The sequence below is a fragment of the Armatimonas sp. genome, from assembly GCF_964826245.1.
In genome coordinates this window covers 1-23,058 of sequence record NZ_CBAYMC010000038.1, presented here as the reverse complement: position 1 = coordinate 23,058, position 23,058 = coordinate 1, and the positions used below count along the sequence as shown (strand labels likewise).

At 60.7% G+C, this 23,058-nt stretch carries 20 protein-coding genes and 1 pseudogene; 9 read left to right on the top strand and 12 right to left on the bottom strand.

The features are described from left to right. Positions 1 to 180: 180 nt before the first annotated feature. From AC1XOS_RS05695 to AC1XOS_RS05685, 3 genes are read right to left on the bottom strand one after another with little or no spacing between them, the layout of a single operon-like run. A complete protein-coding gene (locus AC1XOS_RS05695) occupies positions 181 to 1,068 on the bottom strand; it encodes a phosphatidate cytidylyltransferase (protein ID WP_481961256.1) in 888 nt (295 codons plus the stop codon). Beyond that, positions 1,061 to 1,963, bottom strand: a complete 903-nt coding sequence (locus tag AC1XOS_RS05690) for an endonuclease/exonuclease/phosphatase family protein (RefSeq protein WP_481961255.1) — start codon at positions 1,961 to 1,963, stop codon at positions 1,061 to 1,063. Before AC1XOS_RS05690 ends, AC1XOS_RS05695 begins: the two co-directional genes overlap by 8 nt. Beyond that, complete coding sequence (locus AC1XOS_RS05685) at positions 1,945 to 2,775, bottom strand: nucleotidyltransferase family protein (RefSeq protein WP_481961254.1); 831 nt, start codon at positions 2,773 to 2,775, stop codon at positions 1,945 to 1,947. Before AC1XOS_RS05685 ends, AC1XOS_RS05690 begins: the two co-directional genes overlap by 19 nt. Before the next feature lie 182 nt (positions 2,776 to 2,957). On the opposite strand from AC1XOS_RS05685, the gene AC1XOS_RS05680 reads away from it, so the two are divergent. Continuing rightward, a complete protein-coding gene (locus AC1XOS_RS05680) occupies positions 2,958 to 5,915 on the top strand; it encodes a PSD1 and planctomycete cytochrome C domain-containing protein (protein ID WP_481961253.1) in 2,958 nt (985 codons plus the stop codon). 2 nt (positions 5,916 to 5,917) lie between these two features. Here the strand turns inward: AC1XOS_RS05680 and AC1XOS_RS05675 are convergent, their stop codons facing one another. Next, positions 5,918 to 6,418, bottom strand: coding sequence for a hypothetical protein (locus AC1XOS_RS05675; protein ID WP_481961252.1), 501 nt, complete (start codon positions 6,416 to 6,418; stop codon positions 5,918 to 5,920). Between the two features lie 65 nt (positions 6,419 to 6,483). On the opposite strand from AC1XOS_RS05675, the gene AC1XOS_RS05670 reads away from it, so the two are divergent. Beyond that, positions 6,484 to 7,743, top strand: a complete 1,260-nt coding sequence (locus AC1XOS_RS05670) for a potassium channel family protein (RefSeq protein ID WP_481961251.1) — start codon at positions 6,484 to 6,486, stop codon at positions 7,741 to 7,743. Next, the gene (locus AC1XOS_RS05665) at positions 7,740 to 8,963 is read left to right on the top strand and encodes a S41 family peptidase (RefSeq protein WP_481961250.1); all 1,224 of its coding nucleotides are present in this window, start codon (positions 7,740 to 7,742) and stop codon (positions 8,961 to 8,963) included. Before AC1XOS_RS05670 ends, AC1XOS_RS05665 begins: the two co-directional genes overlap by 4 nt. 1 nt (position 8,964) lies before the next feature. Here AC1XOS_RS05665 and AC1XOS_RS05660 read toward each other — a convergent pair whose 3' ends face one another. The 6 genes from AC1XOS_RS05660 to AC1XOS_RS05635 are packed head-to-tail and all read right to left on the bottom strand — an operon-like array spanning position 8,965 to position 12,870. Beyond that, on the bottom strand, positions 8,965 to 9,717 hold the full coding sequence (locus AC1XOS_RS05660; protein ID WP_481961249.1) for an SDR family NAD(P)-dependent oxidoreductase: 753 nt from the start codon (positions 9,715 to 9,717) through the stop codon (positions 8,965 to 8,967). Beyond that, the gene (locus AC1XOS_RS05655; RefSeq protein WP_481961248.1) at positions 9,718 to 10,458 is read right to left on the bottom strand and encodes a hypothetical protein; all 741 of its coding nucleotides are present in this window, start codon (positions 10,456 to 10,458) and stop codon (positions 9,718 to 9,720) included. Between the two features lie 44 nt (positions 10,459 to 10,502). Next, positions 10,503 to 10,934 carry a type II toxin-antitoxin system VapC family toxin gene (locus AC1XOS_RS05650; protein WP_481961247.1) on the bottom strand — a complete coding sequence of 144 codons (432 nt, stop codon included), beginning with the start codon at positions 10,932 to 10,934 and terminating at the stop codon, positions 10,503 to 10,505. Beyond that, positions 10,931 to 11,245, bottom strand: coding sequence for a hypothetical protein (locus tag AC1XOS_RS05645; RefSeq protein ID WP_481961246.1), 315 nt, complete (start codon positions 11,243 to 11,245; stop codon positions 10,931 to 10,933). The genes AC1XOS_RS05650 and AC1XOS_RS05645 overlap by 4 nt, the downstream gene beginning before the upstream one ends. A gap of 44 nt (positions 11,246 to 11,289) precedes the next feature. After that, a complete protein-coding gene (locus AC1XOS_RS05640; protein WP_481961245.1) occupies positions 11,290 to 11,979 on the bottom strand; it encodes an orotidine 5'-phosphate decarboxylase / HUMPS family protein in 690 nt (229 codons plus the stop codon). A gap of 9 nt (positions 11,980 to 11,988) precedes the next feature. Beyond that, complete coding sequence (locus AC1XOS_RS05635) at positions 11,989 to 12,870, bottom strand: sugar phosphate isomerase/epimerase family protein (RefSeq protein WP_481961244.1); 882 nt, start codon at positions 12,868 to 12,870, stop codon at positions 11,989 to 11,991. Between the two features lie 21 nt (positions 12,871 to 12,891). On the opposite strand from AC1XOS_RS05635, the gene AC1XOS_RS05630 reads away from it, so the two are divergent. From AC1XOS_RS05630 to AC1XOS_RS05605, 6 genes are all read left to right on the top strand, one after another. Then, the gene (locus AC1XOS_RS05630) at positions 12,892 to 13,809 is read left to right on the top strand and encodes a phytanoyl-CoA dioxygenase family protein (protein WP_481961243.1); all 918 of its coding nucleotides are present in this window, start codon (positions 12,892 to 12,894) and stop codon (positions 13,807 to 13,809) included. A 237-nt stretch (positions 13,810 to 14,046) separates the two neighbouring features. Next, the gene (locus tag AC1XOS_RS05625; protein ID WP_481961242.1) at positions 14,047 to 16,188 is read left to right on the top strand and encodes a M1 family metallopeptidase; all 2,142 of its coding nucleotides are present in this window, start codon (positions 14,047 to 14,049) and stop codon (positions 16,186 to 16,188) included. Further along, positions 16,188 to 17,177, top strand: a complete 990-nt coding sequence (locus AC1XOS_RS05620; protein ID WP_481961241.1) for a Gfo/Idh/MocA family protein — start codon at positions 16,188 to 16,190, stop codon at positions 17,175 to 17,177. The genes AC1XOS_RS05625 and AC1XOS_RS05620 overlap by 1 nt, the downstream gene beginning before the upstream one ends. A 19-nt stretch (positions 17,178 to 17,196) precedes the next feature. Continuing rightward, the gene (locus AC1XOS_RS05615) at positions 17,197 to 17,832 is read left to right on the top strand and encodes a hypothetical protein (protein WP_481961240.1); all 636 of its coding nucleotides are present in this window, start codon (positions 17,197 to 17,199) and stop codon (positions 17,830 to 17,832) included. Next, positions 17,829 to 18,275, top strand: coding sequence for a hypothetical protein (locus AC1XOS_RS05610; protein WP_481961239.1), 447 nt, complete (start codon positions 17,829 to 17,831; stop codon positions 18,273 to 18,275). Before AC1XOS_RS05615 ends, AC1XOS_RS05610 begins: the two co-directional genes overlap by 4 nt. 7 nt (positions 18,276 to 18,282) lie before the next feature. Then, positions 18,283 to 19,272, top strand: a complete 990-nt coding sequence (locus AC1XOS_RS05605) for a serine hydrolase domain-containing protein (RefSeq protein ID WP_481961238.1) — start codon at positions 18,283 to 18,285, stop codon at positions 19,270 to 19,272. Positions 19,273 to 19,489: 217 nt separating this feature from the next. On the opposite strand, the gene AC1XOS_RS05600 is transcribed toward AC1XOS_RS05605, so the two are convergent. Both AC1XOS_RS05600 and AC1XOS_RS05595 read right to left on the bottom strand, forming a co-directional pair. Next, on the bottom strand, positions 19,490 to 21,553 hold the full coding sequence (locus AC1XOS_RS05600) for a hypothetical protein (protein WP_481961237.1): 2,064 nt from the start codon (positions 21,551 to 21,553) through the stop codon (positions 19,490 to 19,492). A 185-nt stretch (positions 21,554 to 21,738) separates the two neighbouring features. Beyond that, a pseudogene (locus tag AC1XOS_RS05595) lies at positions 21,739 to 23,058 on the bottom strand (hypothetical protein); the annotation flags it as partial.

The following is a 23,058-nucleotide window of genomic DNA, read 5'->3' as shown; positions in this document are numbered from 1 at the left end:
CAGGCTCCCGGTTGTCTTAACTCGGGAGCCTGCCTCTCTTCGTGTGCAGCGTCGGCGTGTTTAGCAGACAGCGCGCACCGGGCAAGCCCCCGTGCGCCACCACCACTGAACCAGCTTTCGCATTTGCATTGCGGCTACGATACCACGGCCCACCGTGACGTGTCAAACACAAGGCTCGTTCTACGGGCCGATAGTTGTGGCGACGAGGGCGACGATGGGGGCGGTGAAGAGGAGGCTGTCGAAGCGGTCGAGGATGCCGCCGTGGCCGGGGAGGAGAGCGCCAAAGTCTTTGATGCCGATCTCGCGCTTGAGGGCGGACTTGAAGAGATCCCCCAGTGGCCCGAGAATCCCGGCCAGTGCTCCGACGATCAGGCCAAATATCGGGGAGCCAAGAAGGAGCTGACCTAGGCCGCTCCCGATAAGCAGGCTGGCGACCATGCCTCCGATAAGGCCCTCAGTGGTCTTCTTGGGCGAGAGTCCCTCGGCGAGCTTGTGGTGCCCAAGCCAGCGCCCGACAAAGTATGCGCCGCTGTCGCCCGCGATGGTGCAGGCGGCGGTGAGCAAGACAAGCGCCGCTCCGCCATCCAGCGACGGCCAGAGTCCTTTGGGGCCGTGCCAGAGCGTCAGCCGCAGGAGCGCGATCCCGCCAAAGAGCGCGACGTAGGCCCCGCTCAGCAGGCCGTAGGCGAGGTTTCTGCCCGTGTGGATCTCCTCCTTGGGGTGCGAGGCCACTCCTGTCTCCAGCAGGCTGGCGATCACGAGGCCACAGGCGAGGATCAGTAGCAGCGAGAGCGGCGCGGCGGGCATTCCGCCGCCCAAGGGAGGCCGCAGGAGAAGAACCGCTCCCGGCACCAGCGCTCCAAGGAGCGAGAGCAAGGCGTTGGGACGGATGCCGCACTGGGCGTAGGCCCGCTGGAGCTCGGTGCGCCCGATGAGCGCCAGAACCACGGTGAAGATCACAAAAGGCCGTGCGCCCCAGAGACAGAGCGCGACTAAGATCGGCATGCCCACGAGCGCCGTGAGAACACGCTGGGTCAGGGGTGGCAGCTTTTCGAGGCGCTCAATCATCGCCGACCTCCACAAACTCCGCCAGCACGGGATAGTGATCCGAGGGGAACTTCCCCTCAGACTGATGGGTGAGCGTGGTGACGCGGCTGACGGTCAGCGACGGGCGGAAGAGAATGCGATCCAAGCGGCCCATCCAGCGGACACGTCCCGTGCCGCCGTGGTAGGTGCCTTCCGGCCCACTACGCTCTAGGGCTTCCTCCCAGGCGTCTCGGAGCGGCGGGTGGGGAGTCTGGGCAAGCTCTGCGCCTAAGTGCGCGTAGGCTTTCGAGCGCGGCTGCGCATTGAAATCTCCCAAGAGAACCTGAAGCGTGCTGTCCCAGTGGGTGTCGAGCATCCGGCGCAGGATACGGGCGGAGCGGAGCGGTGCCCAGGGCAGAAAGTCCAGGTGGGCATTGAAAACCGTGACAACCTGGCCGGTGGTGCGCTTCTGGAGGCGTGCCCAGTTGACCACGCGCGGCAGCCAGGAGCCAGGCAGGACACTTCCCTCGGAGTCGGGCTTGTGCGAGACCCAGAAGGCACTGCTCTCTAGTAGCTCAAAGCTGTCGGTGCGAAAGAGAATGGTGCAGTGCTCGCCGCGTGGGATATGTAGATGCACCGTGGCGGTGTGGTCGTGGCCTGCGCGGCGGGCACGGGCGCGGTGCAACAAGCGGGTCGCACGGTGGAGCACACGCGGGAGGCGGGTCTCACCGCTCTCAGGGCCGGTGATAAACGTGAACTCAGGGAGGGCATGCTCTAGGTCACGAAGCTGAGGGGCGGTCGCCTCCTGCACAGCGATAAGCTCTGCCCCACTCTCACGCAGCACGTCCAGCACCAGCGGCAGGCGCATGGGCCACGTGCCCGCCGGATTGACCGCCCCGGCGTAGAGCAGGTTGAGGGTCATGACTTTAAGCGCCATCGCTCCTCGATTCTCTCTTTTACAAAGTCGTAGTCATCGTGCTCGTCCACATCGATCGTGATCTCGGGATAGCCGACCAGTAGTGGCGTGACCCCAAAGCCTAGCTCTTTGGAGACAAAGTGGGCGAACTGCTCCAGGGTCAGCAGGTGGAGCCCCTCGACCTCGATCAGGTAGGCCAGTGCAATCTTCCAGCCCAGCGCCAGGGTCGTGGTGAGAGCGTTTTTGCGGCCCGCGTAGAAGCGATCTATCCGTTCCTTGAGGCCCGGCTGCTCCAGAAGCGCGGGCTCGGCGATAAAGAAATTGCCATGGCAGAGCGTGATGTCGCGGTAGTGATTGAAGGGCTTGGTGAAGTGCTCGTAGGGGCCGGTGTAGGCGCTCTTGGGCACCGCCGAGAGAAAGAGGTTCTGCGGGTAGGTCGTGGGCGCGCTCTCCCAAGCCGTGAGAAAGCTCTGGATCGCCTCGGGGGTGACCAGGGGAATATCGGCGGCGATAAAGAGAACGGCGGGCGCGTCTTGAAAGTGCCGCAGCCCAATGACGAGGCTGTCGAGAAAGCTCTCCCCGCCCTCGACGAGCGTGATGCGGGAGTCGGCACTCAGGCGCTCGGCGAGCTCGGGCTGGAGCTGCGCCTGTGGCCCTTCGATACAGATGCGCCCCACGCGCGGCACGGCGGTGAGGGCATCGAGGACGTACTGAATCGAGGCGCGCCCGTGGTAGGGAATCAGTGCCTTGTAGCCGGGGACGTAGCCCTCGTAGAGTGGGATCTGGTTGAGCCCACTCGCCAGAACCACGACGTCTATGATGCTTGTGCTCATACCTTCAGTGTATCGCTAATCGCAGCATCGGCGGCGGGGCACTTTTACCCTCCCGCGGAGCTGTGGCCGAACCCGATCCCATAGAGAGCATAGCTCCTCTGCGAGGGCACGGGCGACGAGGCGGTTCGAGAAAACTTGTTTGTTTGGCAGGAGACTGGTCTCTTCCTACCGAACTGTGAGGTATGAAAGCTCTCTGGAGTCTGTTTTTTGGGTCTGTGGCCTTGGCGGGGCTGGCGCTGGCGCAGCCGAGCGCAACTAAGCCTGCGCCGCCCGTGGACTACAACCGCGATATTCGTCCGATTCTCTCAGGCAAGTGCTTTACCTGCCACGGCCAAGACGAAAGCAAGCGTGCGGCAGGTCTGCGGCTCGATCTGCCCAACGCGGCGATTGTCGGTGGGGATATTCTGGCCAGCAAGCTCACGCATCGGATCGGGGCGACGGGCGCACTCCAGATGCCACCGGCGGACTCGGGCAAGACGCTCACAGAGGGCGAGAAGACGCTTCTGCGGCGCTGGATCGGCCAAGGCGGCAAGTACCAGCAGCACTGGGCGTTCGCTCCACTTCCCTCCTCCCCAGCCCTCCTCCCAATCCTGGGAGGAGGGAGAGTGCGGGGGATAGATGGCTATATCTCCGCACGCCTCGCCAAAGAGGGGCTGACACTCTCGCCGGAGGCGGATAAGGCGACGCTGATCCGGCGGGTGGCTCTGGACTTAACGGGGCTGCCGCCGAGTGTTGCAGACGTGGAGGCGTTTCTGGCCGATAAGTCGCCCCGCGCCTACGAGAAAGTCGTGGATCGGTTGCTGGCATCGCCACGGTACGGGGAGAAGATGGCCATCTCGTGGATGGACATGGCGCGCTACGCCGACTCCAATGGCTTCCAGAACGACCACGAGCGCTACCAGTGGCGCTGGCGGGACTGGGTGATCGAGGCGTTCAACAAGAACATGCCCTTCGACCAGTTCACGATCGAGCAGCTTGCCGGCGATATGCTCCCCAATGCGACCGTCAGCCAGAAGCTAGCGACGGGCTTCAATCGCAACCACCGCATCAACACCGAGGGCGGCCTGATCGCCGAGGAGTGGCGGGTTGAGGGCGTGATAGATCGCCTGGAAACAGTCGGGGCGGTCTGGATGGGAATGTCCGTAGGGTGCGCACGCTGCCACGACCACAAGTACGATCCCATCAGCCAAAAAGAGTTCTACTCGCTCTTTTCCTACTTCAACAACGTCCCCGAGAGCGGCGCGGGCACCGAGGGGGTCAATATCAACACGCCCCCCACCCTCAAAGCTCCCACCACCGACGAGCAAAAGCGGCTGGCGGAGCTGGGCGAGAAAGTTGCGAGCGCAGAGAGTATTGTCAAGGCGGCAGAGGCTAAGCTACCCGGCTTGCTGGCGGCGTGGGAGGCGAGCGGCGCGGCGGCGAAGTACCCGGTGACATCGTGGATCGGGGTGCGCCCCAGCAAGGCGACTGCCCAGAGCGCCAACCTCATGGTGCTCCCCGACAACCAGCTCTTTGCCACGGGAAAGAACGGCGACACCGAGACCTACACGCTCACGCTCCCCACCGGTGGCAAGCCGGTGCGCGGCGTTCGGCTCGAAGTCTTCCCGGAGAAAGGGAAAGTCGGACGCTCGTCCAATGGCAACTTTGTTCTGACCGATGTGACTCTCAACGCGGCACATCCCAGCAAAGCGGTCGCGGGTTTCTCGCAGAACGGCAACCCGATCAGCGATGCGATTGACACCGACCCCGCGACCGGCTGGGGAATCTACGGCCAGACCGATAAGCCCCACACGGCGACCTTCACACTCGATAAGCCAATTACGGGCGAGAGCGTGACCCTCACCCTGCGCTTTGGCTCGCAGTACGGCCAGCACCAGTTCGCCCGCTTCAAGGTCGCCCTCACCGACTCAGAGACACCCTCGTCGGAGGGAATCCCGCCCGCTGGAACCCCCGAGCGTCTGGCCTGGTTTAGGGCCAATGTGGATAGCGCCGCGCGGGGCGCAGACCAGCAGCTCGCCGTGGCTAAGAAGGCCCTGACGGACTACGATGCGACCATTCCCGCCACGATGGTGATGGCGGAGATGGAGACGCCGCGTAAGTGCTACGTTCTCAAGCGCGGCCAGTACGACCAGCTCGGCGAGGAAGTCAAGCCCGGCCTGCCCGCCGCGTTTGGCCAAGGGGAGGTTAGCACACGCCTCGGCTTTGCCAAGTGGATCGCCAGCGAGAAAAACCCGCTCACGGCCCGCGTCTTTGTGAATAGGCTCTGGGAGAAGTTCTTCGGAGTGGGCATTGTCTCCACCACCGAGGACTTTGGCATCCGCGCCGAGTTCCCCAGCCACCCGGAGCTTCTCGACTGGCTGGCATCGGAGTTCATTCGGCTCAAGTGGGACATGAAGGCGATCCAGAAGACCATCGTCCTGAGCCAGACCTACCGACAGAGCTCGAAAACAACGCCCGCACTGCTCAAGCGCGACCCGGAGAACCGGCTCTTTGCCCGCGCCACGCGCCTGCGGCTGCCCGGCGAGGTGATCCGCGATCAGGCACTCTGCGCCAGTGGATTGCTGGTGGAGAAACTCGGGGGGCGTAGCGTCCGCCCCTACCAGCCCGAGGGCTTCTGGGACGAGCTCAATGTCTACGGCAATCTGCGAAACTATAAAAACGACAAAACGCCCGACGGCCTCTACCGGCGCAGCCTCTACACAATCTGGAAGCGTAGCGCGGGTCCACCGACCATGGGGCTCTTTGATGTGCCAGGCCGCGATACGTGCCGCGTGAGACGCAGTCGCACCAACACACCGCTTCAGGCGCTAGCGCTCCTTAACGAGGTGACTTTCGTGGAAGCCGCACGCCAGATCGGCCAGCGAATGCTCTTAGAGGGTGGCACCACCCCCGATGCACGCATCACGTGGGTCTACCGTGAGCTCCTCTCTCGCCGCCCGAGTGTCCAAGAGCTTGCCCTCCATAGAGCGGGACTCGAAAAGCGCCTCGCGCGCTACAGAGCCACACCTGAGGAAGCGAAAAAGTTGCTGGCAATGGGCGAGAGCAAGCCCGACCCGAAGTGCGACCCGAGCGAGCTCGCCGCCTACGCCATGACCGCCAGTATTCTCCTCAACTTAGATGAGGCCATCACCCGAGAGTAGGCTTACGCCGCCAGAGGGTACTCGGCGTCGTTACGGTAGTAGGAGAGGCAGTGCGCGCGGATGGAGAGAGTCCAGTCTTTGTGGCAGTTTGTCACCTTGAGGGTATCAAAGCCATAGCGTCGCCCTGCCTGCGCGGTAACGTCTTTATCGTCCACGATAAGATCCAGATCAAAGGCGGGAGCGTGCTTGATAGAGGTTCGAGGAGCACGCCCAAGCCGAACGGCATTCTGATGCTCATGCCCGGTGATGACTCCCCCCAGCTTGACTCCATTGAGGGCAAAGAAAAGGCGGATTTGGTGGCTCGCTAGCGCCCCCAGTGTGTAGATCCAGATCTCCCAGCCATCACGCTGAAGAGCGCGCATCAGCTCCACTGCCCCACGACGCACGCCCTGCTTAAGAGCGAGTGCGGCAGTCCCTTGCGGTCGCTCACAGCTAAACTCGCCCACCTCAGGAACAAGAGTGCCATACCAGCCAAAAGCAATACGTTTTGTGTCCGTCATCATGTTTTAGCGATATAACAAAATCCATGCCAAGCTCACTATCTTTAAAGGACTGGCTATAATACGGTGTGCCGACGAATTTTCTCCCTGATTTTCCCGATGCGCTGAGCGACCATGTGGTGGTCTGTGGCTTGGGGCGCTTTGGCCTTAGGATCGTGCAGCTCCTGCGAGAGCAGAAAATCGCGGTGGTGGCCATCACGAGCCCGGAGACGCGAGAGGACAGGCGAGTCGCCGCACTGGATCTCGGGGCGCAGCTCATCACAGGAGACTTTCGGTTCCCGGACACGCGTGAGGCAGGACGACTCGAGAGTGCTCGTGCGCTGATCCTGGCAACCTCAGACGATCTGATCAACCTGGAGACGGCCCTCGATGTCCGAAGCCAGCACCCAGAGCTCTGTCTCGTGATGCGCCACTCGGATGCACGCCTGGGGGATCGGCTGGAGCATGATTTTGACATCACACACGTGCTCGTCCCCCCCCTGCTCGCCGCGCCACACTTTGCCGAAGCGGCTCTCGCACCGCCGCCCGAGCGCCTGCCTGCTCGCGCGAGAAGCAACACTCGGCTCACGCTGCGGCCTGCACCCCGCACGGATCTGTCGCTCCTAATGTTCTTGCTCGTCTTGCTCCTCCTGGGGGGCGTGCTGATCTTCCATCAGAATCTCGGTATCAGCTACTTAGACGCGGCCTACTTCACCGTGACGATCCTGACGACCGTGGGCTTTGGCGACTTCAACCTCCATGATGCCGCTCCAGCCATGAAGCTCTTTGGGATGCTGCTCATGTTTGGAGGGCTCTTACTACTGGCCACGCTCTCGTCGCTGCTCACCAACTACATCCTCTCGGGGGCAGCGCAGCAGGCCCGCGCCGAACAAATGGCGCGGCGCTACAAAGACCATGTGATTATCTGCGGCCTCGGCAGTGTCGGCTATGCCATCGCGGGAGATCTTCGGGCACGAAACCTGCGAGTGGTGGTAGTGGACATGACACCCGACGATGCCTACTTCCGCGATCTCGCCACCCGCATCCCGATCTTACTGGGAGATGCCACACGACCAGAGGCGCTGCTGAAGGCAGGGCTAAGACGAGCACGGGCTCTGATTGCGGCAACGTCTAGTGATGCTCTGAACCTGGAGATTGGCCTCACGGCACAGAGCCTGATTGAGGAGACGCGTGGTGAGCGCCCGATGCCGCTCGTGCTACGCTGCTTCGACCCCGACTTGGCGCGGCGGATTCACCGCGTCTCGAAAAACTACATGCTCCTCTCTTCGGCGGAGCTTGCGGCCCCTATTTTTGTAGAAGCCGCTCTGAAAGGTAAGAAAAACCCATGAAATTTCGCTCTTTTCTCACGCTTGGCATCTTGCTGGGCTCGCTCTCCAGTACCTTTGGACAGGCTATTACCCCCGAGAGTAAGACAAAAGTCTTGCAGACCATGCAGGCGAGCATTCAGCGCCAGGCCTTTGTTCCTGGTGTAGACTTTGCCCAGTGGCCCGCTTTTTTAGAGAAGCGCCGCAGCGAGCTCGATAAGTCCGAGGATGTCCCCGCGTTTGTCAATACGGTCAATGAAGCCCTCCGTGACTTTGGAATCAGCCACATCCGCCTCTTCTCTCCCCAGAGCGCCAAGGCCCGTATCACCGGGGTGACACAGAACTTTGGCCTGCGCACGGAGAAGAGTGAGAGTGGCCTCAAGATCACCGCCCTTGCCCCGAAAGGCCCTGCCGCACAGCTCGGGCTGGAAGCGGGCGATGAGATTATCGCCGTGGAGGGGATAGAGAAGCCAACAACCTACCCGATTCCCTCCGACCGCGAGACCACTCTTCTGACCATCAAGCGCAAGAGTACCGGGCTTATCAAGAACTACATGGTGCTCAAGAAAGCCTACTCCACCGACCAGCCCAACACGCTGACCTGGACCGATAAGACAACTGCCGTTCTGCGAATCCCCTCGTTTGCCCGCACCTATAATGTCAAGCAGATCGCGGGCTTTATCGAGGAAGTCAATGCCAAGAAGGCAAAGTCTCTGGTGATTGACCTGCGCGGCAATGGCGGCGGGCTTGTCAGCAACTGCAACCACCTGCTCTCACTTCTCACGCCCGTGGGCACCCCGATTGGCACCCAGGTGGGCCGCCAGATGGCGGAGCGCTATATCCAGACCGTGGGTGGCGATGGCAAGGACATGGTGGCGATTGCCAAGTGGGCAGGCCCTACCAGCAAGACCTTCAAGCTCTCTCAAGCGCCGTATCTGGGCAAGCTGGCGATCCTACTCGACAAAGGCTCCGCGAGCGCCTCGGAGATCTCCAGCGCGGTTCTTAAAGAGCAACGTGGTGCGGTTCTGGTGGGCAAGCCCTCAGCAGGTGCGGTGCTGGTCTCGTTCTTTGTTCCCCTACGCGACACCGAGGGCTTTGAGGTGCAAGTTCCCCTCTCGGACTATGTCTCGCCAGGCGGGATGCGTCTGGAGAAGAACCCTCTCAAGCCCGATGTGACCGTCGAAGCCGTGGCCACGGAGACCAGCGACCCCGTTCTGGAGAGCGCCCTCAAAGCCATCAAGTAGCCTATGTCGCGACATCTTTGGGGGGATTGCGCCCGATCAGCGGGTACTGCTCAAAGTCCCAGACCTGGCCATTGACACGCGGGGCATCGTCGGAGAGCAGCCAGGATACCATCGCCGCAACGTCCTCGGGGGTCTGTAAGCCCCCCGAGGGCGCGACGGACTTGGGGAGCCGCTCGGGCCAGTCGGGCGGCAGTCCCTCGGAGATCTTCAGTGCGTACTCACTGTCGGAGATTGTCCAGCCCAGATTGAGCTGGTTCACCCGCACGCCCTCGGCCCCGTGCGCATCCCCTAAGTTCCGCGTCAGCACCATCAGCCCGGCCTTGGTCATCGAGTACGCCAGCAGATTTCGCTCGCCGCAGTAGGCATTCGACGAGCCAATATTGACCACTTTCCCCCCGCCCTGTGCCCGGAAGTGAGGGAGCGCCGCCTGAATCAGCAGCAGCGGAGCACGAAGATTCACCGCCATTAATCTATCAAAGAGCGCCACATCGGTAGTCTCTAAGTTGGAGCGTGTCGTCAGCGCCGCATTGTTCACCAGCGCATCCAGCCGCCCGTACTTTTCGATCACTTCCGTGATAATCGCCTCAGGAACGCTCGCCTCCGCGAGATCGCCCGCAACCCCAGCCAAGCCCTCCAGCTCCGTCGCCGTCTGTGCGTGCCGAACCACCGTCCAGCCCTTCGCCTCCAGCCGCTCGGCAATCACTTTCCCAATGCCCCGGACGCTGCCGGTAACCAGTGCTATTTTTTGAGTCATTTAGATAATCCTTGGGTTTTGGTAGGTAAAGTGAAGCCCCGCTCGCTGTGTTTTCAAGTGGGTTATCTGCGCTTCACTAAGATGTGCGCTACGAAGGAAAAAGCGCGAAAAGGCAGGCAGAGTTTCTGAACTCAGAAGCAGTTCGTAGTGTTCAAAGGGCACACAGCTCGCTTGCCAGTCCTGCATATAAAACTGCGCGTAGTCGCTGAACTCAACATGCTTTAGCTGGGGAAAGCAACGCGATTGGGCTAGGTGGGCAATAAAGTCCTGGTGGTCGTAGCCACAGTCTAGGTGCAGAAGCCGGAGCGGGTGACCAACGCGCTCGCAGAACGTGGCATCGGGAGCCGAGGGAGTCCAGAGTTCAATGAGCGCGGGCATGCGATCTAGAAGCGCACCAAGCTGGCCACTCTCTTCGTAGCCCTTACCGACAATAGAGTGATTGTGGTTCTCCGGAGGCATTCGTGCGATCTGGAGCGACTGCAAACAAGGAAATTGTGCCTTGGCCTCTAGAAGCGGCGTAAAGTCCCACTCACGGGTGCCATTTGCTCCCACATCTGGACTGCGTAAGCTCAACCAGCGAAGTGTCTCGGCGAGCTCTGGGCGTGCGAGAAGCTGAAAGAGCTCTGCCAGATACGCTTCCCCCTCACCGAAGTAGTCGATAAACCAGAAGCCCTCCACTTGGGTGAAGAAAAGACGCTCCGTCAGCTCCGGCCAACCGGTACTGAAACCGTCTTGGTGCATCCGCTCTTGCAAGTCTTGGAGGGCTTCGTGGGGAGCTATGGTTCTTACTCCTCTGTCCAGTCTTCGCAGACTACACCAGGGATTTGTTGGAAGTGACGAAGGTTTCGTGTTATGACAATCAAATTGTAGTGCAGTGCGGTAGCTGCAATTTTACAGTCGCCACTACCAAGACGGCGCAGTGATGCGGGCATGGCGCGAAAGATTTCCTGTGTGGCATCTGTGAAAGAAGCGATGCGAAAGGTTGCAAGAAAGGGGACAAGCTGTGCAAGGCGCTGGTAGCCCTGTGTCCCCCCTGAGCGCGTTTCTTCGGATCGGATGACAGCCAGTGCTCCACGAAGCATTTCTTCAACCGTGATGGCACTGATCACGCGATCCGTTGCGGACGTTTCTTCAAAGCGCCGATGGAGTGCTGTCGTTTTATCTGTGGAACGGAAGAGTAAAGAGACTATATCAGTGTCCAGCAGATAGAGGCTCATTCGGACTCACAAGAGTTGGCACGCTCACGCTCTCTCACGATTGCCTCAAGAAACTCATCCCACTCCGGATCACTCGCAAAAGCTCCTAAGCCCTGTAATTGTGCCTGCTTAGGGTCATCAGGTAGTTGTGCCGGAAGGATGCCCTTCCCTCCATGCTGAGCAAGGGCATTTTGAAGGGCTGACCAGTCGTCGTCATCTTCAAGGCTGTGTTCAAGAGCTGCAAGGGCAAAGTTATCAGGCGTACGTCCCGCACGGTTTGCCCTCGCTCGAAGCCGTACCTCAAGTTCGCCATCCACCGTGATTGTAAGCATGAGGCTATTTTATACTCCTTCGGAAACGAATACCAGGGGCTATATCAGCTCCCTTGGGCGTGGATGCGCTCGCAGATGTGGCGGACGATCTCTTCGAGGTTGTTGCTGGCGCTCTTGAAGGCGTAGTCGTCCACGGTGAGCGGGGCTCCGAGCACGACAAGAGGCGCGCCGTAGCTGGGGCACGCGATGGCCTGATCGGTGGAAAGACCGCCGACGGCTTGCACGGGGATGCTCACGGCCTCGCAGACCTCGCGGAGCTGATCGAGCGGGCTGGGCATGCGCGCACCGCTGGCCGCGATCCCACGGCGCTCGTCGAAGCCGATGTGGTGGATGACGTAGCCGCAGCCTAGGTCTTCTAAGCGCCGAGCGGAGTCGATCAGGTTCTCGGAGATCATGTTGTCGCCCATCACCTCCACCCCAAAGTCCCGGCCTGCTCGGACAACTTCTTTGACCGTGTGCGGGTGCGCTCGCTCCATCACGACCACGTGGGTTGCGCCGACTTTGGCGACGATCTCCACTTCACGGTAGCCACCATCCATGATCTTCAGATCCGCGACAATCGGGACGCTGGGGAAGGCCTCGCGCAACACGCGTACGCCATTGGCCCCGTGCGCCATCAGCATCGGGGTTCCGGCCTCCAGCCAGTCCACGCCTGCCCGCATCGCGAGATGTGCGGTCTCAAGGGCCTCGTCGAGGTCTACAATATCAAGGGAAATCTGTACAATCGGTCTCATGGTGACATTCTACCCGAAGTGCTGGGTGAGTTTTTTGCGGACGAAGGCGACGGATTTTTCCAAATCCCCCATGCCGTTCATGCCGTCCTCGATACTCACCCAGCGCGGCGTGCTCCCAGCGGCTTTGAGTGTGGTGAAGATGGCATCATAGTCGTTGAGGCCCTCGCCGATGACCCCGTGGGCGAGGCGGGAGGCGTAGCCGACACTGTCTTCTTCTTTGCGCAGATCGTCGATGGTGCCGGACGTTAAGTAGCGGTCCGAGGCGTGCATGGTGAGCACTCGGTGCTTGACGAGCGCGAGGACATCTAGCGGGTCTTCGCCTGCCAAGAAGGCGTTGGAGGGGTCGTAGTTGACGCCAAAATACGGGGAGTCTATGGCATTGACAATCTCACAGAAAACATCGGATTTTTGCGCAAACTCAGGGTGTGTCCAGTAGTTGTCTTTGTAGTGGTTCTCGATGATCAGCGTGACGCCGTGCGCTTCTGCAAAGGGCAAGAGGCTGGAGATCGCCCCAACCACGCGCTTCACGCCATCTTCCCGCGACAGATCGGGGCGGCGCTGGCCGGAGAGCACGCGGCAGTAGCTCCCGCCCAATGCGGCCGTGAGCGCGATCCAGCCACGCTCTTTTTCGAGTTCACTTTCAATATCATCGGCGGTGAAGTCCGGGGAGCAGCAGAGCATGGGCATGGCGAGGTTTTTTGCTGCCAGTGCTTCGCGCACTGAGGCAAGCCAGCTTGGACTGTCGCCCTCACAGAAGCCCGCGTAGAACTCCAGGCCATCAATGTCAAGAGTTGAGGCAAGAGTAATCCAGTCGAAAACGGTCATGGTCTTGTGGACGCAGAGCTCGTCCATAAAAGCCTTGGGAAAGGCTGCGAGTTTTGGAGATTGCATGATCTATTGTATACTCAAATCATGCTCACGGATGACCAACTTAATTTTTATCGCGAGAATGGCTATATTCTCGTGAAGGGACTCTTTGATAAAGACGAGATGGCGCGGCACCGTCAGGCGCTTCATGACCTAGCGCACCAGCTCTACGTGGAGAGTAATAAAGGCTCCGATGCGACGTGGGGGGCGGCGCGGGACTATGTCGAGGGCGGGAAGACCTCGTCGCTCCAGCACTGTCACGATGTCCAGTTCTACGATGCGGGTCTGGCACGGCTGATCGTGGACGAGCGCCTTGCGGGAGTGGCGGCGCAGATTATCGGCCCCAATGTCCAGCTCCACCACACCAAGATGTTTATCAAGCCGCCAGAGAAGGGCAGCCCGTTTCCGATGCACCAAGACGCGCCGTTCTTTCCGCACGCCAACCACTCCATGATCGCCGCCATTGTGCACTTCGATGATGCGCCGCTAGAAAAAGGCTGTGTCCGCGTGGTGCCCGGCAGCTATAGGCTCGGAATGCTTCCGCATGACTCCGCAGGCGGCTGGCACCTTGATCCCGAGCAGTATCCTGTCGAGGATGCGACCCCATGTCCTGCGGAGGCGGGCGATGTGCTCTTTTTCTCGTATCTCACGATTCATGGCAGCGGCATCAACGCCAGCAACGAAGCCCGTACCACGCTTCTGATCCAGCTACGCGATCCGCTCGATCCACCCAGCATTCGCACCCACGAGAGCCGGGGCCAGGGCATGATGCTCGCCGGAGTAGATCCCTCGTGCTGCACCACCAAGCCCCTCTCCGACGATCACGCAGACAACCCGGTGCATAAAATCAATGGCATGGGCGCAGACTGTGGCGAGGTCACGATGGGCGGCGAGGTAAAGATGGGCGGCGGGATGGCAATGCCCCCCCCCACGATGGGAAGCCCTGTGAAAATGGGCGGCTAAAACGCGTTGCGGCCCGGCGGATTCTTGCGAATCCGCCGGGCCGCTCACGTCGGGGAAGCCTCGCCTCTGGGAGTCATCATGACCCATGAGACAAGCTCACGAGCTAAAATCAGCCCGCGAGACCCCCCCGGAGACTATGACTGTTGTGCATGCCACCACCCCCTTCGTTTTGAGATGCTAGTATTGTAGGCAAAATAAGCTTTTTAGTCAAGGGTTAAGATCAGGTAAAATGTCCCTATGTCTCGCCTTTATTCCCTTCCCCTCCTCTTTGCCGCGCTTGGTCTAGCGGCACTTCCTGCCTCGGCACAGCGCCGGGCGGGAGGCAACCCTTTCACTCCTCCTGCCGCCACGATCCAGTATGCTCCGGACCGTGACTTCGACCTCCAGCACCTGAAAGTGGAGCTGGACATTGACTGGCCTAATCGCAAGTTCACCGGAGCCTCGACCAACACCGTCGCGCCGCTCCGAGATAAGCTCACGGTGCTGCGCTTCCATGCGGGCAAGAATATCGAGGTCAAGACAGCAGAGTCAGGTGGGCAGGCGCTGAAGTTCACCCGCGACGGCGATATTGTCTCGGTGCGCTTCCCCGCACCGCTTGCCAAAGATAAAGCCCTTCTGGTGCGCTTTACCTACGCGGGGGGGGCGATTCAAGGAGGAGGCTTTGGCCAGGGAGATGGCTTCCACTGGATGCTTCCCAATGACCAGAACAAAGAGAAGCAGGGCTTCTGGACCCAGGGTGAGACGGCGGGTAATCGCGAGTGGGCCGTGACTTGGGACTATCCCAACGACATGACCACCACCGAGACCATCACCACCGTTCCAGCCGAGTGGAGTGTGGTCAGCAATGGCCTGCCCCAGAAAGAGACCGTGAAGAATGGCCGTCGCACCTCGCACTGGAAAATGACACAGCCCCACGCGACCTATCTCATGGCGCTGGTCGCCGGACCGTTTGACATTAAAAAAGACAAGTGGCGCGATGTGCCGCTGTGGTATGTCGTGCCCAAGGGCTTTGCGAGCATGATTGACGCTAGCGTTAGCGACACACCCGACATGCTGGAGTTCTTCTCCAAGATTACCGGGGTGAAGTACCCGTGGCAGAAATACGCACAGAACGCGATGTATGACTTTGGTGGCGGCATGGAAAATGTCTCCTCCACGACCCTCGGCGTGGGCAATCTCACCGACTTTCGCTCGGGCTTTCGCAACATGGCGAGCCTCAACTCCCATGAGCTAGCCCATCAGTGGTTTGGCGACTTGGTGACCTGTAAAGACTGGGGCGAGGTCTGGCTCAACGAGAGCTTCGCCACGTTCATGGAGGTGCTCTACTTTGAGCACAGCCGGGGCAAGAACGCCTACGACCGTGAAGTGGACAGCAATATACGGGGCTACCTGGCCGAGTCGCGCCGCTACAAGCGCCCAGTCTCGACCAATCTCTACCGCGACCCCGAGGTGATGTTCGACAGCCACACCTACCCCAAGGGCGGCGCGATCTTGCACACGCTACGCCGTCAGTTAGGCGATGCAGCGTTCTTTGGCGGCATCAAGAAGTATCTCACCGAGCACCGCCACACGCCCGTGGAGTGGGAAGATCTCTGTCGCGCCTTTACGGACTTTAGCGGCATCAACTGCGAGCCGTTTTTCCAGCAGTGGCTCCTCAAGCCCGGCCACCCCGTGCTGGAGTACGATTGGAAGTGGGACGAGGCAGAAAAAGCGGTGCTGGTGAGTGTGAAGCAGACCCAGGACACCTCCGACGGCACCCCGATCTACACGATTCCCGCCAAGATTGGCCTGATCCAAGACAGCCTGAGCCGTTTTGAGGTCACGCTGAATGCAACGGAGCAGGTCTTTAAGATCAAGGCGTCTGCGAAGCCAAGTGCGGTGCTACTTGATCCCGATCATGACTTTCTGCGCGAGCTGAAGCACGAGTTTGCCCCCGAGGAGCGCCTGGCAATTGTGAAGCATGCCCCCGTTGGGCTGGATAAAACCGTTGCGATGCAGGGGCTTCTTGCCGATGGCGCGTCCGATACCGACATTCAGGCCATCGCCGCCGTGGCAAAGGCCGATGCATTGCGCTTCCCCGCTCTGGGGAGCTTAGATGAGCTGGGCCGGCTGGAGCGGGAAGACCTGCGCTCGCTCTGGCGTGGCCTGCTCACCCATCTGAGTGATGCCCGACGCGGTGAGGCGATCCGTGCGCTAGGCAGGCTCAAGCACGATCCCGCGGATGCCAAGCTCTTGATTGCGATGCTCTCCGAGAAAGAGACCTACAGCAACTGTGGAGCTATCGCCACCACACTCACAGCCTGGGACGAGAAAGCCTACGCCACGGAGATCGAGAAGGCCAAGAAGCTCGCACAGCGCCCCGGACGAGCACGACGGTAGTGGATGACGTCCGTTTTGGCGTCCTAGGCTGCGCCCGCGTCTTCGAGCGCCGCATGGCTCCTGCACTGAAAAGTGCGGGAAATGCGGCGCTCCATGCGGTGGCCTCACGCACTCTCGAAAAAGCGCAGGCCACCGCCGAAAAACACGGCGTGGCAAGAGCCTATGGCAGCTACGACGCACTGCTTGCCGACCCGGACATTGAGGCGGTCTACATTCCCCTCCCCAACGATCAGCACGCCGAGTGGACGGTCAAGGCCCTCGCGGCGGGCAAGCACGTCCTCTGCGACAAGCCCCTCGCGCTCTCGGTTGCGGAGGCCGAGTGGATGGCAGGCGCAGCAGTGGCGTCGGGCTTGCGGCTGATGGAGGGGTTTATGTACCGACACCATCCGCAGCACCAGAAAGTCTTTGAGGTGCTACAAAGCGGCGCGATTGGCGAGCCGGTGCACTTTCGTGGGATCTTCACCTACCCCGCCACGGCGGATCATGCAGGCATCCGCTGGAACCCCGCGCAAGGCGGCGGCGCGTTTCTGGATGTAGGCGTCTACCCGCTCAACGCCGCCCGCTGGCTCCTTGGTAGCGAGCCCACCGAAGCAAAAGCCCTCGCCGTTCGTGATTCCGGGACCGGCGTGGACATTCACACAGCGGCGCTCCTCGCCTTTGCCGAAAACCGCACCGCCAGCCTCATCGGCGGCTTTGATCAAGCCTTCACCAGCCGCTACGAATTAGTCGGGCGCGAGGGAAGCATCACCGCCGAGCGAGCGTTTCAAGTCGGCGAGAGCGGCGTCAGAGTTCTCGTCCGTGCCAACAACTCCGACACCGAGGAAGCCTTTTTCTTTGAGCACCAAGATCAGTTCCAGCTCGAAGTCGAGCACTTCGCCGCCTGCGTCCGCGATCCGCAAAAGCCTCTAGAGCCCGGCGAAGACGGTGTCGCCCAAGCCCGCGCCCAAGCGCTCGTTCAGAGTGCCGCCGATTTCAATCGGCGGAGATGATTTGGGTACAATAGGCGGCATGGAGACCATTCTGCCGATTGCGTTGCTCTTGGTTTTGGGAGGCTTTGGCGCACTGGTGGCGCGGAGCCTGAAGCGGCGCAAGGAGTTTCTGACGGTCGGAGCGGCGGATGCCTCGGAGCTACCCGACCTGGTCACCGAGCAGCGCCTGGCGGGGACACTGCGGCGGCTCTGGCGCGACCCCCAGGAGGGGCTCCCGCTGGCGGAGCTGGCCGTAGGCAGTCAGCGCTTGATTGTCTGCACCACAGATCAGGCCACTCATGCAGAGCGCTACAAAGCCGCCATGAGCAAGCCCTGTGAGCTGGCGCTCTATGGCCTCGCGACGCTCGCTCCCGGTGGTGCCAATGCCATGCGCGACCTACTCCGCGATGCCGATAAGCTCTCCGCCGACACGCTGGCGCTGGTGCGCCAAGGCCAGCTTGAAAACGACTACGTGGTGATCTGCCGGATTCTCAGCCACCGCACTGCCACGTGGGGCGAGCTGCCATTGACCGTCTACAAGGCCCAAGTGGTCGCCTCCGACGCGCTGAATCTTATCTTAGAGCTGGCGGTTCCCAACTCCGAAAACTCCACGCCGCTCCCCGATAGCTCCCTAGCCCACGGCTCCGTGCGCCTCTTTGGATACCTACCCTCATGACAAACCCACTGCCCGAAACGCACCCGCTTCATGCTATTGCTGCGACACTTCTTGCTCGCACAGATGCTCCCCTCTGTCCGAAAGCGCCATGGCTGCCGGGGCTGCTCTCAAAAGTTTCGGAGGGCTCGTACAACCTGCGGGCGCTCTTGCACTTGCTTAATGATGATCTGGATGCGGCCCATAAGCTCGTGCAGGTGCATGAAGAGGACAGTACGGCTAACTACATCCATCAGCTCGTGCACCGGCGCGAGGGTGACTGGGGCAACACGCGCTACTGGGTGGGCATGACGGGGCCGCATCCGTTTTATGATGCGTTTGATAGTGGCAACGGCACCGCCCGCGAGCGCCTGGATGCCTGCCAGCGCGGCGACTCAGGGGCGGCGGCGCTAAGCTGGCAGGAGCAAGTGGCGCTTCTAGCTTGGATCGTCCGCGAGGGAAAGTAGGCAAAATTTGCGACTATTTGACGATCCTATTGACAGCTACATCAACGAGGAGCTTGGGCTCCAGAGAGTCCCAGGACTCTCGATGGCGCTGGTGCGCCAGGGGAAAATCCTCAAATCCGGCGGCTACGGTCAGGCCAACCTGGAGACACGGACACCGGCGACGGCGGAGACGGTCTACCAGCTCGCCTCCGTGACCAAGCAGGCCGTTGCGGCTAGTATTCTGCTGCTGGAGCAAGAGTCAAAGCTCGCTCTCGACGATCCCTTGTCTCGCCATCTGCCCAAGACGCTTCCGATACCGCCGACTTGGGAGAAGATCACCCTGCGGCACCTGCTCACGCACACGTCGGGCCTGGTCCCCGATGAGCCAATGGATCTCACGCGCCGCTACACCGAGGCCGATGCCATAGCAGCGGTCAAGCCACTACCGCTGCGTTTTGCCCCTGGCGAGAAGTGGCAGTACTGCAACTTCGGCTTTGTGCTTCTTGGGGAAGTGATCCGGCGCATCACCAACCAGACCTGGGATCAGTTTCTCACGGAGCGCTTCTTTCAGCCCTTAGAGATGCGTGCCACGCGCCGCCATACGCTCAGTGAGCTGGTTGCCAACCGCGCCGATGGCTATGCCCTAGAGTCGGAGAAGCGCGTGAATGTGGCCTCCTGGAGCCGTGACTTTGCCAGCGGGGGCCTCCTGACGACGGTGCAAGATCTGGCCAAGTGGGAAGGGATGCTCCGCAACGGCTCTCTCTTGAAGCCCGAGACCCGCGCCCGGCTTTTTGAGCCCGTGATGCTAAACAGTGGCAAGCCATACCCCTACGGCCTTGGCTGGAACCTCGCGGGGGTGGCCGGAAAACGCACCACTGAGCATGGCGGGAGTCGTCCTGGCTTCGCTACCCACTACTGGCGCGAGCTAGACGGCGACAATGCGGTGATCCTTCTGGCCAATAGCGGAGCCGATCTGGGGCGAGTTGCACAGGGAATTGCTGCCAGGGCAACCCGCTAGAGCCAGAACTTAGCCAGAAAAAGCCCTAACGCGATACCCCCTGCGTAGGGAGCCACTGCGCTCAAAAACGGAGTGAGCCACACAAAGCCACTCGCGATGGGGCGGCTGACTATTTTACTGAGAACCATAAGAATAACTCCTGCAAGTTTCCTAAATGCATAAAGTGTGCCAGAGGTTGCCGAAGTTATTCTTATGGTTCTCAGTAAAAATTTTGAGACTAGATTTCTAGCTTATCCAAAAAGGCACGTAGGTCACGCTCAGCGCTCGCTCTCTGTGCCCGTAGCTCGGTGGCTTGCTTGCGGAGTGCTTGGATGCGAATCTCCTGCTCATCAAGCTGCTGAACATAGCGCTTGTAGCTCTCCGAGTTGCGATCTAGGACGTTCATGTTCTGCCGAATCCGGCTCTGGTCTTGCTCGATCTGCTTCACTTCGATATCCCGCTCATTGCTCTGGCTCTCCAGCTCCTGGAGCTTGCGCCGCCGGGCTAAGACATCTTCCAGAGCGACTTTGAGCTTGACAGAGACCCCCTCTTTACGCTGGGTCGTGACCTCGATAAAGTTGACATCGGCATCCAGAAGTGCGTAGGTCTCCGAGAGAGGGCGCTCGGTTTTTACGATGAGTGCCTCGGTCTTGCCCGCAGGGACACTCACACGGAACCGATAGAGACTCGTGGTACGCTCCTCGAACTTGGCGGGGGCAACCAGCTTGAACTCCGCGCTGTAGGGGTGCTCTACCAGAACAGTGCGGGGCTTGTCGGACTTATTGCGGAAGTTGTAGACGACCTCCATGGTCTCTTTCCGGGCACGGATCAGCACGCCGCGCTTGATGGTCAGGCTGGTCTCCACCGAGCTACCATCTTTGTTTTGCACCTCACCCTGAAGCCCCAGATCCACGGCATAGGTCAGAATACGGTTGTCGCCGGGCGGAATGTCGAGCATCCGCGCATCGCCTGCGTAGGTTCCGCCATCAAAGAGAGTCACCGGCCCACCTTTGAGGTGGAGCCCCGTGTTGTTTTTCAGGCGAACGGCATATAAGGGAAAGCGCGTGTCGGTGGTAGGGTTGTAGAGCGAGATTTTCTCCCCGGCAATATCCTGCGCCACGACGGGAATCATCGCCGCCTGCTGCCTCGGAAGCGCGACGGGCGAGGTGATCTTGTAGGTAAATAGCTCCCCCTGCTTCTCCCCCGACGCCTGTGCGGAAACCGACTCCGCCATCGCTTCGGGATCTAGTGGCTTATCCGCCGCAGCAGCGGGAGAAGGCGCAGGCATTGCCCCCGGCCCACCGAAGCCTCCCCCTCGGCCAAATTGACCACCTTGCCCTCGCATCATGGAGTTCGTAATCGCGGCCCGTGCGGCGAGATTGCTCCGGTCTTCCATCACAGACTCGGAGAGCTGGGGCAGAGGCGAGACGCTGAGATCGGCACCAATCACAGGGCGAGCAATGTACTGTGGCTGGTAGAGATCCTGGATAAAGCTAATCGGACGACCCGAGACGAGGGTCAGGCTCACCCCGTTCCAGTCCTCATCTGTCGTGTTCTCGATCAGAGCCCAGCCCTGGAGATACGGTACCGTGCTCCCCTCTTTCACGCCGGAGAGCAGGAGCCGATAGCTCATCTTCCAGAGCGGCGCTTCGGAGATATAGCCGACTTGCACCCGTCGCTCACCCTTGCCCTCAAAACGCAGGGTCACGCTCCGCCGCTTATCATCTGCCCCCGCCGCCAGCAGCGCCAGCGCTTCGCCAAACTCGCGTGCCACCTTCGGGTCATTGAACGAAATATCCGTAACCTGATCCAGACGCACAGTGCTCAAGCCACGCTCGGTCAGAAGGTTCAGAAACTCAGCACTAACGGGCTTCCCATCTGCTCCCAGGAGAGTCTTATTTTCAACACTGACCAGCTTCCCTGTCATCGGACTCGCGGCTGTCGCCGTGATGGTCTGGCCCCGGAGCCGGTTGAGCAAGGCCGTTCGCTCCAGTGGCTGGGTCACATCCACCGCAAAGCTCTGAAGCGTACGATTGACCGGGTCCTTGGCGGCATAGATCGCGGGCTGGACTTTGCCATTTTCATCGATGAGCACCAGCGATTTTAGAATGTCGTTGATCTGGGTGGTGCGGAAAGTCAGTGGCACGGTGGCGTTGCCCTCTACGCGCCCCTCGCGCTGGGTGTAGGCCACCCCGGAGGAAAAGAGAGTCACGGCACGCACCGGGAGCACACTCTCTTGAGCCTTCGCGAGCGCTGGCCCCTGCGCCAGCACGATCATCGGTAGTATCATGGTTGTTCGCATCGTTTTTTCTCCTCACCCCCGTTGGAGGGGGGTGACTGTAGAGCGCTTCGCGCTACAAAGGGCGTGCCGCCCATAAATCCCAATATTCCTATGGCCCGAAGCGGCCTTCGTAGCTTTAGCTCTCCAGCGACGCCGTTCCAATCGGCATCGTCTCTAGTCCCACCGCTCCAACCGGCGGGGCTCTCTTATAAGTCCAATGTATCAAGGAAAGCCTTCAATTCGTTTCCAGCATCCTGGGCGGATTTCCGCAGGCGGTTGCTCTCTTCCCGTAGCTCCAGAAGGCGGTTCTCCTGGCCATTGAGCTCGTCTAAATAGCGACGGTAGAGCGGGGAGTCTTTGTCCAGCGTGGCGATATTTCCCCGGATGCGGCCCTGCTCCTCATGGATCTGGGTGCGCTCTGCATCCAGCCCATCGGCGCTACTTTCTAGCTCCGCGATCTTGCGACGGCGGGCAATGGTAACAGCCAGGGCCTCTTTCAGGCGCGCGGGAATCTCTCCCTGGCTGGCGTAGTGCATGAGCTGAGTCGCATCGGCATCAAGCAGTGCGACCGTCGTTCCGTATGCTTGCTCTTGTGCCACGGTGAGCGTCTCGGTCATGCCCGGCGCGAGGGACACGGCGAACCGGTAGCGATCCCGCGTGGTCTCGGTGGGCTCCGTAGGCGCAACCAGCTCCCAGCCAGCCCAGAGCGGGTGCTCGACCAAGACCGTGCGGGGGAGAGTAGCCTTCGAGGTAAATTTATAGAGTGTCTCCCGACGGTTCTTCGAGGTGATGGTCAGCACGCCGCGCTTGATCGTCAGGCTAGACTCACTGCCGTTGCGAATTTCTTCGGTGCGAACGCCCTCGATACTCAGGTCCACCGCGTAGGTGATCAGCCGTATATCGCCGGGGGTGACCTCCCCTAGCCGTGCATCGCCTGCGTAGGTTCCACCATCAAAAACCGTGATCGGCCCCGCTTTTAAGTGCAGTCCCGTGTCATTGACCAGCCTCAGCGCGTTCATCGGGTACTTCGGATCGGTATCGGCGTTGTAGAGCGAGACTTTCTCGCCGCCAATGTCGCCGGAGACCACGGGGATCATCGCCGCCTGCTGCCGTGGCAGCGCCACGGGGGCTTTGATGTTGTACTGAAACAGCTCCCCCGCACTGCGCCCCTCGGCCTGGGAAGTCACCGACTGCCGCATAGACTCGGCCCTCACGGATCGCTTGGCCATAGAAGCCGGTGCCGCCGTCAGCACGTTCGAAGAGATTCCTCCCCCTGGCTGACTTACTAGGTAATCCAATAGCGCAGCCTCGTGAATCTCTGGCGCGGCGGCGGGGATGATATCGGGGCCGACGGTAGGACGCGGGAGATAGAGCGGCTGGTAGAGGTCTTGGATGAAGCTTACGGGGCGACCGGAGACGAGGGTGAGCTGCACCCCCTCCCAGTCCTCATCCGTTGTGTTCTCGACCAGCTCCCAGCCTTGAAGATACGGCTTTTGTCCTTCACCCTCTCCCAGCACCAATCTATA

Bases quoted from the DNA above. Each gene is read 5' to 3' on its own strand.
- AC1XOS_RS05695 (WP_481961256.1), bottom strand. From the start codon at position 1,068: ATGATTGAGCGCCTCGAAAAGCTGCCACCCCTGACCCAGCGTGTTCTC.
- AC1XOS_RS05690 (WP_481961255.1), bottom strand. From the start codon at position 1,963: ATGGCGCTTAAAGTCATGACCCTCAACCTGCTCTACGCCGGGGCGGTC.
- AC1XOS_RS05685 (WP_481961254.1), bottom strand. From the start codon at position 2,775: ATGAGCACAAGCATCATAGACGTCGTGGTTCTGGCGAGTGGGCTCAAC.
- AC1XOS_RS05680 (WP_481961253.1), top strand. From the start codon at position 2,958: ATGAAAGCTCTCTGGAGTCTGTTTTTTGGGTCTGTGGCCTTGGCGGGG.
- AC1XOS_RS05675 (WP_481961252.1), bottom strand. From the start codon at position 6,418: ATGATGACGGACACAAAACGTATTGCTTTTGGCTGGTATGGCACTCTT.
- AC1XOS_RS05665 (WP_481961250.1), top strand. From the start codon at position 7,740: ATGAAATTTCGCTCTTTTCTCACGCTTGGCATCTTGCTGGGCTCGCTC.
- AC1XOS_RS05660 (WP_481961249.1), bottom strand. From the start codon at position 9,717: ATGACTCAAAAAATAGCACTGGTTACCGGCAGCGTCCGGGGCATTGGG.
- AC1XOS_RS05655 (WP_481961248.1), bottom strand. From the start codon at position 10,458: ATGCACCAAGACGGTTTCAGTACCGGTTGGCCGGAGCTGACGGAGCGT.
- AC1XOS_RS05650 (WP_481961247.1), bottom strand. From the start codon at position 10,934: ATGAGCCTCTATCTGCTGGACACTGATATAGTCTCTTTACTCTTCCGT.
- AC1XOS_RS05645 (WP_481961246.1), bottom strand. From the start codon at position 11,245: ATGCTTACAATCACGGTGGATGGCGAACTTGAGGTACGGCTTCGAGCG.
- AC1XOS_RS05640 (WP_481961245.1), bottom strand. From the start codon at position 11,979: ATGAGACCGATTGTACAGATTTCCCTTGATATTGTAGACCTCGACGAG.
- AC1XOS_RS05635 (WP_481961244.1), bottom strand. From the start codon at position 12,870: ATGCAATCTCCAAAACTCGCAGCCTTTCCCAAGGCTTTTATGGACGAG.
- AC1XOS_RS05630 (WP_481961243.1), top strand. From the start codon at position 12,892: ATGCTCACGGATGACCAACTTAATTTTTATCGCGAGAATGGCTATATT.
- AC1XOS_RS05625 (WP_481961242.1), top strand. From the start codon at position 14,047: ATGTCTCGCCTTTATTCCCTTCCCCTCCTCTTTGCCGCGCTTGGTCTA.
- AC1XOS_RS05615 (WP_481961240.1), top strand. From the start codon at position 17,197: ATGGAGACCATTCTGCCGATTGCGTTGCTCTTGGTTTTGGGAGGCTTT.
- AC1XOS_RS05610 (WP_481961239.1), top strand. From the start codon at position 17,829: ATGACAAACCCACTGCCCGAAACGCACCCGCTTCATGCTATTGCTGCG.
- AC1XOS_RS05600 (WP_481961237.1), bottom strand. From the start codon at position 21,553: ATGCGAACAACCATGATACTACCGATGATCGTGCTGGCGCAGGGGCCA.